This is a genomic window from Candidatus Paceibacterota bacterium, from assembly GCA_035452965.1.
Lineage (GTDB): Bacteria > Verrucomicrobiota > Verrucomicrobiia > Limisphaerales > UBA8199 > UBA8199.
Window position 1 is genome coordinate 20,691 of sequence record DAOTCE010000026.1, and the last position, 14,702, is coordinate 35,392.

13 protein-coding genes are annotated in these 14,702 nt (G+C 61.5%); 6 read left to right on the plus strand and 7 right to left on the minus strand.

Features of this window, described 5'->3' with window-relative positions; all coding sequences use genetic code 11:
• Positions 1–101 precede the first annotated feature (101 nt).
• The 5 genes from der to P5205_16695 all read right to left on the minus strand — a co-directional run bounded on the left by der (position 102) and on the right by P5205_16695 (position 5,414).
• On the minus strand, positions 102–1,607 hold the full coding sequence (der, locus tag P5205_16675; GenBank protein ID HSA11998.1) for a ribosome biogenesis GTPase Der: 1,506 nt from the start codon (positions 1,605–1,607) through the stop codon (positions 102–104).
• A gap of 152 nt (positions 1,608–1,759) precedes the next feature.
• Positions 1,760–2,803 carry a serine hydrolase domain-containing protein gene (locus tag P5205_16680; GenBank protein HSA11999.1) on the minus strand — a complete coding sequence of 348 codons (1,044 nt, stop codon included), beginning with the start codon at positions 2,801–2,803 and terminating at the stop codon, positions 1,760–1,762.
• 159 nt (positions 2,804–2,962) lie between these two features.
• The gene (locus tag P5205_16685; protein ID HSA12000.1) at positions 2,963–3,292 is read right to left on the minus strand and encodes a hypothetical protein; all 330 of its coding nucleotides are present in this window, start codon (positions 3,290–3,292) and stop codon (positions 2,963–2,965) included.
• Between the two features lie 51 nt (positions 3,293–3,343).
• Positions 3,344–4,681: a PQQ-like beta-propeller repeat protein gene (locus P5205_16690; GenBank protein ID HSA12001.1), complete on the minus strand. Its 1,338-nt coding sequence runs from the start codon at positions 4,679–4,681 to the stop codon at positions 3,344–3,346.
• A gap of 40 nt (positions 4,682–4,721) precedes the next feature.
• Positions 4,722–5,414 carry a DUF1080 domain-containing protein gene (locus P5205_16695; protein ID HSA12002.1) on the minus strand — a complete coding sequence of 231 codons (693 nt, stop codon included), beginning with the start codon at positions 5,412–5,414 and terminating at the stop codon, positions 4,722–4,724.
• A 289-nt stretch (positions 5,415–5,703) separates the two neighbouring features.
• Here P5205_16695 and P5205_16700 point away from each other — a divergent pair, with 289 nt between their 5' ends.
• Positions 5,704–6,330 (plus strand): DNA-3-methyladenine glycosylase, encoded by a 627-nt coding sequence (locus P5205_16700; GenBank protein HSA12003.1) that lies wholly within the window; start codon positions 5,704–5,706, stop codon positions 6,328–6,330.
• Positions 6,331–6,907: 577 nt separating this feature from the next.
• Positions 6,908–9,097: a ribonuclease R gene (gene rnr, locus P5205_16705; GenBank protein HSA12004.1), complete on the plus strand. Its 2,190-nt coding sequence runs from the start codon at positions 6,908–6,910 to the stop codon at positions 9,095–9,097.
• Here rnr and P5205_16710 read toward each other — a convergent pair.
• Together P5205_16710 and lepB are read right to left on the minus strand one after the other, a co-directional pair.
• Positions 9,068–9,589 carry a hypothetical protein gene (locus tag P5205_16710; GenBank protein ID HSA12005.1) on the minus strand — a complete coding sequence of 174 codons (522 nt, stop codon included), beginning with the start codon at positions 9,587–9,589 and terminating at the stop codon, positions 9,068–9,070. The genes rnr and P5205_16710 overlap by 30 nt on opposite strands.
• Complete coding sequence (lepB, locus tag P5205_16715) at positions 9,586–10,110, minus strand: signal peptidase I (protein ID HSA12006.1); 525 nt, start codon at positions 10,108–10,110, stop codon at positions 9,586–9,588. Before lepB ends, P5205_16710 begins: the two co-directional genes overlap by 4 nt.
• Positions 10,111–10,240: 130 nt before the next feature.
• Here lepB and P5205_16720 point away from each other — a divergent pair, with 130 nt between their 5' ends.
• Genes P5205_16720 through P5205_16735 form a run of 4 tightly spaced genes read left to right on the plus strand, consistent with a single transcriptional unit; the run spans position 10,241 to position 14,666 of the window.
• Positions 10,241–11,569, plus strand: coding sequence for a Gfo/Idh/MocA family oxidoreductase (locus tag P5205_16720; protein ID HSA12007.1), 1,329 nt, complete (start codon positions 10,241–10,243; stop codon positions 11,567–11,569).
• Entirely contained in the window at positions 11,566–12,768 is a 1,203-nt protein-coding gene (locus P5205_16725; protein HSA12008.1) for a DUF4185 domain-containing protein, read from the plus strand. The genes P5205_16720 and P5205_16725 overlap by 4 nt, the downstream gene beginning before the upstream one ends.
• Positions 12,769–12,827: 59 nt before the next feature.
• Positions 12,828–13,739, plus strand: coding sequence for a metallophosphoesterase (locus tag P5205_16730; GenBank protein ID HSA12009.1), 912 nt, complete (start codon positions 12,828–12,830; stop codon positions 13,737–13,739).
• Between the two features lie 36 nt (positions 13,740–13,775).
• Entirely contained in the window at positions 13,776–14,666 is an 891-nt protein-coding gene (locus tag P5205_16735) for a rhomboid family intramembrane serine protease (protein ID HSA12010.1), read from the plus strand.
• The last annotated feature ends 36 nt before the right edge of the window (positions 14,667–14,702 follow it).

The following is a 14,702-nucleotide window of genomic DNA, read 5'->3' on the forward strand; positions in this document are numbered from 1 at the left end:
TCGACAAAGGCTGTTCTTGCCCCGCGGCAGTTTTCCTAAATCCCTCCCCAAGCCCCGTTCCCAACTGCTGCTGGAGCTGGCTAACTCGATCGGCCAAGCCCCTAATGCGAGGCATGCTCGCTCCGGCGCTTGAACTTCCGAACCGGTTCAACGGGCTTCGGGCGCGGTTTCGCGACCAGCACTATGGGGCATCCCTCATAACCAAACGAAGAGCGCATCCGATCGGCAAGGTACTTCCTATACTGGTCGGAAAAGAGTTCATCGCGGTTTACGAATAGCAGAAACGTCGGCGGCGCCTGTTTGACCTGCGTTGCGTAGAAGAACTTAAGGCGGTGGCCTTGAGCACTGATGGGTTGGCGGTGTTCAACGGCATCGCGCAGGGTTCGATTCAGGATTGCCGTCGAGATGGTCTGTTGCAGTTGGGCGGCAACGTAGCGGACCGCTTCGAGCAGGCGATCGAGGTTGAAACCCGATAGGGCCGAGGTGAATATCACCGGCGCATAGTCGAGGAAGAACAAACGTTCCTGCACCCATTCGCCGAACTCGGCAAGGGTGGTCATGATGTGGGCTGCATTCCGGTACTTTCTTTGTCGTCGGCGCTCGATTTCCTCCTGGCGCGCCTGGCGAACGGCGTCGTCCATCAGGTCCCACTTGTTCATCACCACAATGCATGCCTTGCGTTCCTCCACAATCCGGTCGGCGATCTTCTTGTCCTGCTCCGTGATTCCGGATTCCGCGTCGAGCACGAATAGGGCGATGTCGCACCGGGCGATGGACTGTTCAGCCCGCTTAACACTGAAGAACTCTATCGAGTCGTCAACACGCCGGGTCTTGCGCAGGCCGGCCGTGTCAATCAGCACATAACTCTGCCGCACGCCCTCGGTTTCAACCTCGAATGGCACGTCCACGGCGTCTCGCGTCGTGCCCGGAATTGGACTCACAACGACTCGTGCGGATTTCGTTAACGCATTGATGATGGAAGACTTGCCCACATTGGGGCGGCCGACGATCGCGAGCTTGAGAGGGGCGCGAGCTGTGTTAGGCAAGGCGTGATCCGCGTCGAGATCCTCAGGCCCGGCCGGGATTCCGACTCTGACCTCGGCTTTGATTTCCGCCATCGCCGCTTTCATCAGTGGTTCAATCCCTTCGCCATGTATCGCACTGACGGGAAAGAGCTGCTCAAAACCGAGTTCGGAGAATTCCACGACGCCAGCTTCCATCCGCTCGGAGTCCACCTTGTTGACGGCGACCAGGACCGGCTTGCCGCCGCCGCGCAACCGTGCGGCGGCTTCGCGGTCCAGCGGCACCACGCCTTCCTGAACGTTGACCACCAGAATGATGACATCGGCCGCCTCGACAGCCAACTCAACCTGCTCCATCGCGGCTTTGACAATGACATCAAGCGCCTTTTCGCGACGCAGCAAACCAATGCCGCCGGTATCCACGAGGGTGAATGGCTGTCCGCCCCATTCCAGCTCCGCCGTGATGCGGTCACGGGTGACCCCAGGCTGATCATGCACAATGGCGATGCGCCGGCCCGCGATGCGGTTGAACAGAGCCGATTTGCCGACGTTGGGCCGGCCGACGATGGCGATCAGCCCCGGCATAACTCAATTTCGGGCATCCGGAACCGTCTGATTTGGGTAAGAACCAGTCTCATGCGTGATAGACGGTAGGGGAAGATCCCCTGCAAAGCCATTACAAATGCTGCGCGACATCTCGCCGAGCTGCTGAGGGGCACTCCACGGTTGCCCGCACTCTACTTCGCCTCAGGCAAATACAAGTCGGCTATCCGGTGGGGTAATTCAGCGATGTTGGCTTCATCGCGGTTTGTAAGGATGATAACGGTGAACTCCCGCTCTGGGAAGCGCGCAAGCCGCGTGGTGAAGCCCACGCTGGTGCCGCTATGGTAGATTTCCCGCATTCCGCGGTACTGCGTGACATACCAACCGAAGCCGTAGGAAGTGTCTGGCCGGTCGGTGACAGGGCCCGGGGTAAAGGCGAGCTTGAGCGTTCTCTTGCTCACGAGCTTGTCGGTATAGAGGGCCTGGTCCCACCTGCAGAGGTCGGTAACCGACGAGTAGATGCCGCCATCCCCCAACACGGAGCTGGTCAGGTTTTGGTCGGTGCGCTTGAAGCGGCCCGCGTCGGACGAGTAGCCGTAAGCGCGGTTGGGGACCACCGAGAGACCGCGTTCGTAGGCCAGAGTGCTGGTCATGCGCAACGGGCGGAAGATGTTCTGCCGCAAGAAGTGAGCAAACGTGTTGCCCGAGCGCTGTTCCACTACCAGCGCCAGGAGCGCGTAGGCCGAATTACTGTAGCGGTATTTGGTTCCAGGCGAAAAGTAGGTCTTGTCCTGTTGCATCAACAGCCGCAACACGTCGCGGTCGAGCACCGGGATCTCCGTGCCCTTGGGGATGAGATCCTCGTAGTCGAGCAGGCCCGAAGTGTGATTCAGCAGGTGGCGCAAGGTGATCTCGCGTCCATAGGCCGGGAACTCAGGCATGATGTCGGTCAAATGCTCGTCGAGCGAGAGCTTCTTGCGCTCGGCCAGGATCAGCACCGACATGGCGGTAAATTGTTTGGTGACCGAGGCGAGACGGAAGTTCGTTTCGGGATCGCAAGGGGTCTTCTCCTCGATATTAGCCAGGCCGTAGCCCTTGGCCGCCAACACCTTCCCGCGATGGATAACCATTACGCTGGCACCGGGCGAACCGGGTTGGTTATAGTCCTGGAACAAAGCATCGAGCTTGGGCGTCAGCGTCTCAGCTCGGTCAAAGGCGGCATGGGCCGATAGCGTCATAGTAATTGAGAGCAATAGCCGGATGAACACCCCGGCAGTATTGCAGATCCTCCACTGAGTTGTCACGGCTTGTGCTTCCCCCCGTTCACCCACCAATTACCATCGGCCAGGGAAGCTTCGAACCACAGCATTTCAGCTTCCCCCGCCCCGCCTCCCGCGTTACAGCAGCATCCTGGCGGCATCCGGGAGCCTGAATGTCCGGCCGGCGACGTATTTCCTCAGTGCCGCAGTGATCCACTCCCTGGAGGCGCTGACCCTCCGCAGCGCCAGTTGGACCCCATCCCCCTGATCGCTCAGTTCGTACTCCTCCACGCTGATAACAATGTGCGAGGTCTCCCCCTTCAGCTCCAGTTCTGCCCGCATCGCCCTTTTGCTGGTGTCTATCGCAAGCTCCGTTACCACACCAAAGTCGGCTATCTCCTGGTTGATATAGGCCTTGATGGCCGTCTGCAAGGCCGCTTCCTTCAGCGAGGTGAGTGGATTAATCATATCGGTTCGATAGAGCACTCTTTATGCGGCGCGAGCGGACAATAGGAACCGTCAGCGTTTTTGGGCCAGATCCACGCAGATAATCTCCTGGTCGTTGCGCGCATAAACACGCCGGTTGGCAAAGGCCGGATGCGACCATACCACTGGCCGGCCGCAATCCTTGTTCGCGGGTTCGATCAGGTGAGCGCGGCTGATCTCCTCGTAGCCGATCGGGCTGAGCTTCGCGATGATGAGATCGCCTGCCTCGTTGAACAGGAAGAAGCGGTCACCGTTCTTCACAATGAAGGCATTGGCCCAACGGACCGAACCACCGGAGGTCGTAGCCGCGAATGTCTCCCACATCCGCTCCCCCGTTTCCATGTTCAGGCATCGCAATTGCCCGTAGCTGCATACGCCGTAAATGTGCCCGGCTTCGAGGAACGGCGTGCACATGACAGCGTTGAGGTGCGTTGTCTCCTTCTCGCTCATTTTTAACGTGCGCCATGCGGTAACCGCGCCGGGTTTCGCCGAGTCAAGCCGCAGCATCAGCGAACCATTGTAGAACGTGGTGAAGAAGAGCCGGTCGCCCAGTTTGCGCGGCGTGGCGAGGGTAACGCCAAGGCGCGACTTGAAGGGCACCGACCAATAGACCAGGCCGGTTTCCGGGTCGAGCGAACTGACCGCTTCCGGATGCCAAAGTATGACCTGCCGTCTGCCACCTGCCTCGCACAAAATCGGTGAGCTGTAGCCCGGCTCCTCGGCGCTCAATGCCCGCCAGATTTCCCGGCCGGTATGCTTCTCAAACGCGAGCACCGTCGTGCCCGCACCGCCCGCCAGGCAAATCAGCCGCTGGCCTTCCACCAGCGGATGGCCTGCGAATCCCCACATTGGCGCTTGGATGCCAAGCTCCCCCTTGAAGTCCCGCGACCAAAGGACTTCGCCGCTAACCGCGTCCAGGCAGATGAGCTTTCCTTCGGCTCCCAACGTATAGACTTTGCCCTCGCTGACTGTCGGTGTGACACGCGGCCCCGCGGGATAGCTAATAGTGTAAGGACATTCGTATTGATGTTCCCAAAGGACTTCCCCGTCCGTTTCCCGCAGGCAAAGCACCCGCTCGACACTGCGCGGGGCGCCGCGATCGGACAAGTCGCCTGAACGGTTGGCGGCCGGAATTCGCTGCCGGTCGGCGACATAGACTCGCCCCAGGGCGACGCTCGGGCCAGCGTAGCCTCCGCCGACTTTCGTGCGCCAGCGGACGGGGAGGCGGTTTGTGGGGAATTTCTCGACGATGCCGGCCTCGCGCCAGACAGCGTCGCGCCTGGGGCCAAGCCATTGCGGCCAGTCGTCAGCGAACAGGTGAGCCCCGAAGAGAGCCCAACCGCACAGCACGCCCAAACCAATGCTCCGCATCCGGTGCACGGCTGCAAACTCTGACTCCAAACTTCCGTCCTCAGTCCAGCGGCGTCAACTCAACCCGCCGGAACTGCACCAATCCCCCCTCCGACTGGATTCCCACCGGTCCCGACACCACCTGGAGTCCATTGACCTGATTGACCAGCTTGCCGTTCACCCAGACCTGGCAGGTCGTGCCTTGCGTCAGGATTTCCACCCGATTCCATTCGCCGGGAGGGTTCTCAGCATCCAGCGTCTTGGCGACACCGGCGATGTCGCCCGCGACCGCGTGCTTCTTCACCTCGAAGAAACGGGGCTGGCCCGCCGCGATGGATTTGCCTTGCAGCCCAATCACATCGCCCGCGCTGCCGTGTTTCAATTGCACCTCGTAGGTGCAGGGCAGAGGCTTAAAGGGTTCAGTAAGGCGGGTGAAGATGCCGCTGTTGCTGGGTTCAGTGCCCGGCGGCCAACGATACTCGACCACCAATCGAAAATTGGTCACCGCAGGACCTCGATATAAGAAGCCCAGCGGTTTGCCCTGGCAGGTTAGCACACCGTCTTGCACGCTCCACACCCGGCTCATACTGACGTCGGGCTCAGCGAGCACATATTGCCAGCCGCCAAGGTCTTTCCCGTTGAACAGCTCGATGCCGTGTTTAGGCTGCGCGGGAATTGAGCACGAAGCGACTCCAAGCAGGAGCAGCCCGCCACACAGCGCGTGAATCCAGAGGTCTCTCATCTTCTTTGTCATAAGGTTGTGGCTGCCAGTATGCGCCATCCGCCTCCAAATCAAAGCTGATTCAGCCGTTAAGGGGCACATCCCGAGTGAATAGCCGCTCGTGCTGCCGTGGTTTGGGGAGGTAATCACCCGGAGGCCGATCGGGATAGGTCACCAATTGGTCAGTCGCTTCCAGCACGGGCCAGAATGCTCCTTCCGCCCAAGGGCTGGGGTGAGGAGAGAGCCCGCCCCCGCTTGCGTCATTCCTGCAGGTTCAGGAGTATGTTGCCGAGGATGCGGGGTGTCAATAGAGTGGCAGAGGATGACGAGCACTTTCAGGGCGCTACCGAGGCGGCTTTACGAACCGTCGGCGGCGGCAGTGGCGCCAGCGTTGCTGGGGCATTGGCTGGTACGGCGGACGGCGGACGGGCTATGCGGCGGGCTGATCGTGGAAACGGAGGCGTATTTGGCAGACGATCCCGCCTGTCATGGCGCACCGGGGCCCACAGCGCGCAACCGAGCGATGTTTGGAGAACCCGGGCACGCTTACGTTTACTTCATTTATGGCAACCACTACTGCATGAACGCTGTCTGCCGTCCGGCAGGTGTGGCGGAGGCAGTGCTCATTCGGGCGGTAGAAACCAACCTCGGCGAGAAGCTCATGCGGGAGCGGAGGCCGGTCGAGGCCACGCGGAACCTGACCAACGGTCCGGGAAAGCTGTGCCTGGCGATGGACATTGAACGCGACCTCGATGGGGCGGACCTGTGCAATGCACAATCGCCAGTGTTCATCGCCAGGAACCCCGCGGCGGCGAGGTTCCGCCGAGAGCGGGGACCGCTAGTCGCGACCCGGCGGGTCGGGCTGACAAAGGCGGCGGATCTTCCCCTGCGATTCTACCTAGCGGGAAGCGCGTTCGTATCGCAGCGGAAGCTCGGGCAGAGCAGATGATTAACTACGGATTAGCCGGAAAACACGGATAACGTAGTGATTTCGCATACCCACTAACCCGAATCGCCTGCCCATAGCGCAGAAACTACCCCAGCCACTATCGCTGGGAATCGTCTTTCCGGGCAGGTAGGTTCCAGACCCGCGCCGCAGGCCGGCTCAATCTGGCCACTCCTGCCATCTAACGCCCGGAATACTGGTTCCGACTGTCTCCCACATGCAACCCGGCTACAGCGATGGGACGGTGGCAATCCGGCGGGACCCCGGTGTGGTTCCCATGGGGGTCGGGCCCCATGGGAACCACACCGGATTATAACGAGCTTCACAAGGTTGCCACACCGGGACATCCGGCTGTCGCACCTATGCTGGGTAACCACCACTGTCCCAAAACTGGACACACTACAGATGTCCTCCGGGACGGCAATCCGGGGCAGCTTACTCGCAGGAGGCAGCATTCTTGAGGCTAACACCCCTTTCTGAGGCAAATCGATGGTCAATTGCCCCAGGGATTGAGCTGGACGGATGCGGCGGGATAGTGGAAAATGCGCACCAATACCTCACTTGGAGGAATCTACGCTTTATGGAACAGAAGATATTAGACCTGCTTAAGCGGCCGAATTATACGCCGTTGAATCCCGCAGAGTTGCGGGCACGGCTCGGGCTGCGCCGCAGCCAGCAAAGGGAACTAGAACACGTTCTGGCCCGGCTGGAGCGGAATGGCCAAATCGCGCGCATTAAGCAGGGGAACCGTTACGCGCTGCCGCTGGCTGCCGACCTTGTGCCAGGACGGATTCGGATGAACCGGCAAGGAGTCGGCTTCGTCGAAGCAGACGACCCGAAGATTCCTACCATCCGGGTTCCTTTCGATGCCACGTCCACGGCGATGCACGGGGACCGCGTCTTGGTCCGACGGGATGCCCTCCCCCGCTTCCCGCGCCGCTCCGGGGCGGAGGAGGTCACTGGCCGGGTGGTGCGTGTTTTGGAGCCGGCGCGGACCCGACTGGTCGGTACGCTGCAGCGCGGCAAGCGGTTCCTTCATGTCATCCCGGATGACCCGCGCATCACGCACGACATTTATGTCACGCCACCTCGCAATACCGGGCGCCCGGCCCAAGCGGGGGATAAGGTGGTGGTCGAGCTGCGCGAATGGAAGTCGCGCCACGCGAATCCGGAGGGCGAAATCATCGAGGTGCTCGGCCCGCCCGACGCCGAAGGGGTGGATATGCTTTCGGTCATTCGCCACTACAATCTGCCGTTGCATTTCCCGAAACGGGTGTTGCAGGAGGCCCGCTCAATTGGCCAGGAGGTCAGGCCGGCTGAAAGGACCGGGCGGGTAGATTGCCGCGCGCATCAAGTGGTCACCATTGACCCTGAAGATGCCAAAGATTTTGACGACGCCATCTGTCTGCAACAGAGCGAACCCGGCTATTGGAAGCTATGGGTGCACATTGCCGACGTTTCGCACTATGTAAAGCCAGGAAGCGCGCTCGACGAGGAAGCAGCCCGGCGCGGGAATTCGACCTATCTGGTGGACCGCGTGGTGCCGATGCTCCCGGAGGCCTTGAGCAATGAACTGTGCTCGCTCAAGCCGCAGGTGGAGAGGCTGACGAAGTGCGTCGAATTCCTGCTCTCGGCTGACGGGCAGGTGCGGAGGACGCAGTTCTACCCCGCGGTGATTCGTTCGCAGCGCCGTTACAATTACCCGGAAGTACTGGCGCTGTTGCAGCGCCGGCCGCAGGATCCACTTGAGCGGATGCTGCACGACGCCAACGGGCTGGCCCAGACGATCCGCCGGGCCCGGTTCAAGGCCGGATCGCTGGACCTTGACTTTCCTGAGACCAAGATACGCCTCGACGCCCGCGGGCGGGTGCTGCGTCTCGAGAAGGTGGAGAATGACATATCCCACCAGCTCATCGAAGAGTTCATGCTGCTGGCCAATGAAGCTGTCGCCGACCGGCTGATGGCGTTAAGACGTCCAGCGATTTACCGTATCCACGAGCCCCCGGACGACAAGCGACTCCACGAATACCGTGAAGAGGTGCTGAGCCATCACGTTCAGTGCGGCAACCTTTCGAACCGCCGTGAAGTGCAGAAGCTGCTGGAGAAGCTCAACCGCCTGCCGGTCGGCCAGGCGCTCAAGATCGGCTTCCTCAAGTCGCTCATGCGAGCGCGCTACGCGGTCGAGCCGCTCGGCCACTACGGGCTGGCCAAGAAAAAGTACGCGCACTTCACCTCGCCGATTCGGCGTTATGCCGATCTGGTGGTGCATCGCGCCCTATTCCAGCCGCCGGGCCAGCCATTGGCCGTCGGATCGCTGAAAGAAGTGGCGGATCATATCTCCGAGACGGAGCGGAACTCTGACGACGCGGAGCGCGACAGCCGCGATGTGAAGATGTTCGCGTTTCTGAGTGCGCAGCTTAAGTCAGGGCATCCCCCACGGCACGAGGCGCTGGTCACCGATGTGCGGAACTTCGGGTTCTTTGTGGATGTGCCCGGGCTGGGGATGAGCGGGCTGGTGCCGCTCTCGGGGTTAAGCGACGATTTCTACCAGTTTGAGGCGGCGCGCGGCCAACTGCTGGGCCGACGCACCCGGCGGGTGTTCAAACTGGGCGACAAGGTCGCAGTGCAGGTGGCAAAGGTGGACACGTTCAAACGCCAGGTGGACTTCAAACTGGCAATGCCTGCGGGCGCCAGAGCTGCCGGGCAGCCTTCGTCGGCTGGGTCCGCCACTTCGCATCGCTCAGGTGGCCGGCGCCAGCGGGCCTTTTGAAAGCGTCTTTACAGTTTCCACCTGCTTGATGAGCCAGTCACGTTTGACCTTGGTCAGGCGCAAACGCAGCTCCTGCAAGAAGACTTCCTTTTCACCCGAGACACGCGCCTCGCCCGTGACATAGACTTCCGCTGAAGTCTTGTCAGGTGCCAGGATGACTTTGATGTCAGGAAGCCGGATGGTGAGGTTCCTGCCGGCGCGCCGGACCGCCAGCGCACCCTGCATCAGCTCGTCCCGCCCGCTGAAGGTGTGGTGGACCCCGGGCACATCGAGCGTGACCTCGACATCGGGGGTGAAATACGCGGCCAGCGAACTGGCAGTCCACGCCTGGGCCACGAGCCCCTGGTCCGAGGAGTGGGACGCGGCCTTGGCCATCTCGTTCAAACGCTTCTTAATGATCTTCTCCGGGTTGGGATAAAAAACGCTCCAGGCCCAAAAGCCCAGCGCGGCCAGCGCGGCCAAGAGGATAATTCGAATGGTCCACTCTTTCATAAGAGCACTTTGCCAAGGATCAGAGCGCGTGGCGCACGGCCTTGCGCATGCAATTCCCGCTGGTTGTCACGGTTGTCGCCGACAACGTAGTACTGGTCGGGCCCCACCAGCACAGGTTCGTGCTCCCAGTCGCACGGGAATTTGACATAGGGTTCCTCCAGCAACTTGCCGTTGACCAATATCCGGCCGCCATGGAAAACCAGGGTCTCCCCCGGCATGGCAACGATGCGTTTCAGATACATCCGGTGCCCGCCGGCCAGCAGGCGGACCGCTACCACGTCTCCGCGTTGCGGTTCACGGAACAGGTACGCCAGCCGGTTGACGAGGTTGACCCCATTCTCCCGGTAGGTGGGCAGCATGCTCCCGCCATCTACGCGAACGGGCAGCAGCACATAGCGGAAGACGATCAATGAAACCGCGGCGAGCACGACAATGCGCACCACGGTGCGCTTGGGATTGCGCCCGATGAGCACCCGCTGCAGCCAACCGGCCCCTGGCCCCGCCTCGTTGCTTGTTGCCATACCGATTATTCGTCTGTCGTCAGCGCTCAGTTCTGCTGCGCTGGAAGCCGCTACTCCACCGCAGCCGACTGGGTGCCGACAACCCAAAAATGTGCTTGTCGCGTCAGATTGGCAAGCGTAGGAAAGAGCCATGCGCATTACCACGCTTCGCTCTTCATCGCTGACGCGTCGCCAATTTCTCTATTACTCTGCCCTGGCGGCCAGTGCAACGGCGCTGACCCGCCCGGTGTTTGCCCGCCTCAAGTCACGCCGCGTTTCAGCCAATGAGAAGCTCAATATTGCCATCATTGGCGCCGGCGGGCGAGGCGCAGCCAACACCAACGAGGTCAAGAGCGAGAACATCGTGGCGCTTTGCGATGTGAACGAGAACAACCTGAACGCGGCGGCGGCCAGGTACCCGCAGGCCAGAAAGTTCGTGGACTTCCGTAAGTTGTACGATGCGAGCAAGGACATTGACGCGGTGGTTGTATCCACGACGGAGCACACGCACGCCTTTGCGGTGATGCCGGCCATCCAGCTTGGCAAGCATGTGTACTGCGAGAAGCCGCTTGCGCACAGCGTCTGGGAAGCCCGGCGGATTGGCGAGGCCGCCACCAAGGCCGGCGTCACCACGCAGATGGGCACCCAGATTCATGCGGGCAACAACTACCGGCGCGTCGTGGAACTCATTCAGACGGGAGCGATTGGGCCGGTGCGCGAGGTTCATGTGTGGGTATCCCGCGCCTGGGGCGACGGCGGCCGGCCGGAGCAGGCCGTGCCGGTTCCGCCGCACCTGCACTGGGACCTTTGGCTCGGCCCCGCGCCGGAGCGGCCGTTTCATCCCAGTTATGTCGAAGGGCAGCCGCGTTGGTACAAGTATTGGGACTTCGCGGGTGGGACGCTGTCAGACCTGGGGAGCCATTGGATTGACCTGCCGTTCTGGGCCCTCAAGCTGCGGCACCCGGTCACGGTCGAAGCCTTCGGGCCGCCGGTCAGTCCTGAAACGGCGCCCGCCTCATACCACCTCACCTACGAATACGGCCCCCGGGGCGACTTGCCTCCCCTCAAGTTGACATGGTACCAGGGTGAGGACAAACCCGCGCCGCTGACCGAGAAACGGATTCCCCAGTGGGACAACGGAGCCCTTTTCATCGGCGACAAGGGAATGCTGCTCGCCGATTACCAGAAGCACATCCTGCTGCCGGAAGACCAGTTTGCGGACTTCAAGCGTCCGGAGCCGTTTATCCCTGACTCAATTGGCCATTGGAAGGAATGGATCGAGGCCTGCAAGACCGGCGGGCCGACAACGTGCAACTTCGATTACGCCGGCGCACTGACCGAAGCGAATCAACTGGGCAACGTGGCCTACCGCACGGGCAGGAAGATCGAGTGGGACCCCGTGAGGCTCAAGGCCAAGGATTGCCCCGAAGCCGAGCGCCACATCCGGGGCAACTATCGAAAGGGCTGGAAGCTGGCGTGAACGAGGCAGCCCTCCGATTCGCACGCGTGCTGGGTGCTTGCCACCGGCGCACCCAGAACGCCAGAGAACTGTCGCATTCCAAGTCCCGATGGCACTGCGCGAGTTTCTTTGTCTGGGCGTTGACACTGCTCGCGGCTTTGCAGGTGGAGGCGGCTTCGGAGCCGGCCGGAAGAGCCGCGCCTGAGTGGGACGCTTTGTTTCAGCGGGAGTCCGGTTGGATCGGCGCGGACGGCAATTACTCGATTCCGCTCGCACGCGACACGACGCTGTGGCTGTTCAGCGACACCTTCGTGGGCAAGGTCAAGGATGGCAAGCGCCACGACGCCTCCATGATCAATAACTCACTTGCCCTCCAAAAAGGAACCAACACCCCCCAGTTCTTCTTCGGCACGACTCCGGACGGCAAGCCCGCGTCGTTCATCAAGCCGCAACGCGGCACCGGGCGTGACTACTTCTGGCTGGCTCACGGCGCGCGGAACGCACAGGGGTTGTATTTCTTCATGCTGCGCGTCGTGACCATGCGCACTGACACGCCATTTGGATTCAAACTGGTGGACGGCTGGCTCGCCCATGTCGCCAACCCGGATGACGCGCCGCCACAATGGCGCATCACGCAAACAAAGGTGCCGTTCACGAAGATCTCAAAGGATGGCGCGCTCATCTTCGGTGGCGCGGTGCTGTCCGAGGGCGGGTATGCCTACCTCTTCGGCGGGGACTCGCGATCCAAGGCAAAGAAGGCTGGCCATCCTAACGGGCTGGTTGTGGCCCGTGTGCCGTTGGATCGTTTGAGCGACTTCACCCAATGGCGTTTTCTCGCCAATGGAGCCTGGCTGAAGGACTGCCAGAGAGTGACTCCCCTTTTCCCCAACGTGGGAAGCGAGTTTTCGGTCTCCTGGCTGCCGTCGCGCAAGGCCTACGCGGCGGTTTACTCCGAAGGCATCGGCGGCAACATCCTGGTCCGGCTGGCGCCGGCACTGACCGGGCCGTGGGGTCAACCGGTCCGGGTCTATCGCTGTCCGGAAATGGACTGGCCGTCGAAGGCCTTCTGTTATGCGGCTAAAGCCCACCCCGCGCTGGCCAACGCAGCGGATGAGCTGCTGATTACCTACGCGGCCAACGCCTGGAACTTCTGGGACTTGTTCAAGGACGCCCGCCTGTACTGGCCGCGGTTTGTGCGCGTGAGCCTCCGTGCCGATTGATTCCCGCTCCCCTGCCCTTTTAACTTGAGCCAAGGCTGAAGTCAGCGTAGGAAAAGCAGATGCCGATTCATCTGCCCGCCATTTCGCGGCGCCAGTTTCTCGCGCGTTCCCTGGCCGGGAGCGCGGCGTTTCTGTTCGGTTCCAGCCTGCTCGCCGCCTCCAGGCGGGCGGATCCAAACTCCTGGGCGTTGCTGGCGGATGTCCACATCGCCGCCGATGCCAGCCGCGTCGCGCGCGGTATCAATATGACGGACCATTTCACGCGGGTAGCGCGGGAGGTGCTCGCGCTGGAGAAGCGTCCCGCGGGCGTGTTCATCGCCGGGGATTGCGCCTATAACAGCGGGGAGACGGGCGACTACCGCCGGCTGGCAGAACTGCTCGAGCCGATCCGCGAAGCCCAGTTGCCTGTGCATCTTGCCCTGGGCAACCACGATCACCGCGAGCGTTTCCGGGAGGCGCTGCGGCAGGAAGGGACTCCCAAACACCCGCTCCCCGATCGGCAGGTTGCCCTGGTGCGCACACCCCGGGCCAACTGGTTCGTGCTGGACTCGCTGGAGAAGACGCTCTCGACGCCCGGCCTGCTGGGCGAAGCGCAGTTGCATTGGCTGGCGCGCACGCTCGACGCCAATCGCAAGAAGCCGGCATTGGTTCTGGTTCACCATAATCCAGGCACGATGACAAAGGTCGGAGGTCTCAAGGACACGGAGGCGCTCTACGAAATTATTCGTCCGCGAAAGCAGGTGAAGGCTTACATTTTCGGGCACACCCATGCCTGGACCGTCGAGCAGGACCCCAGTGGGTTACACCTGGTCAATCTCCCGCCAGTTGCTTACGTCTTCCGCGAAAGCGACCCCGCCGGCTGGGTTCATGCCACCTTGGAGCGCAAAGGCATGCGCCTCGAATTGCGTTGCCTGGATACAGCGCACAAGTCGCACGGCCAGTTCGTCCGGCTTCAATGGCGCGCGGGTTAGCTCCGGATTGCGGTCTTCCGCTCATTTCACGAGAGTATGCGATTGATCGGCCACCTGGCGGACGAGAAGGCAGCGCGCACGTTCGCGGATTTTCTCTACGTGCGTAAGATTGACAGCCAAGTCGAATTTGAGAAAGCGGAGGGCTGGGCCATCTGGATCAATGACGAGGACAAGATTGAAGAAGCCGCTGGCTTGCTGGCGACGTATGAACTGAATCCGGCTGATCCGGCCTATCGGACCGAGGCGAAGGGGGCGGCGGAATTGCGCGCCCAGGCTGAGAAGGGGGAAGCCGCTTATTGCAAGAAAGTGCGCACCCCGGGACAGATCTTCCGGCCCATGAGCAACTACGGCTTTGGGCCGCTCACTTTCGTCCTCATCGCGATCAGCGTGGTAGTAAGCATTTTGTCGGGGATGGGGAATAATCCCGGGCCGATTCTGGGTTTATTCATCACGGACTTTACGGCCAGCGACCTCTTTGGATCGAGTCTTCCTGAAATCCGGCACGGGCAATTATGGCGGTTGGTCACTCCCATCTTCATTCATTTTGGCCCGCTCCACATCATCTTCAACGTGCTGTGGTTGCGGGATCTGGGCAGCATGATCGAAGGACGCCAGTCCTCGTGGACGCTGGCAGGCCTGGTGTTGGTCATAGCAGCCGGTTCGAACCTCGCGCAGTTCTTCTTTGGAGGTCCGTTCTTCGGCGGCATGTCCGGCGTGGTTTACGGACTGCTCGGCTACATTTGGTTGCGGGGCAAGTTTGACCCTGGCTCCGGCTTGTACCTGCATCCCACGACGGTCACGATGATGATCATCTGGTTCGTCCTCTGCTTCACGCCCATTGTGCCCCACGTGGCCAACGGCGCCCACGCGGCTGGCTTGGTCATGGGCCTTGGGTGGGGGTGGCTATCCAGCCTGCGCCACCGCTAAACCAAGGTAAGCCGTCGCGCTGGCCCTCCCGGTGGG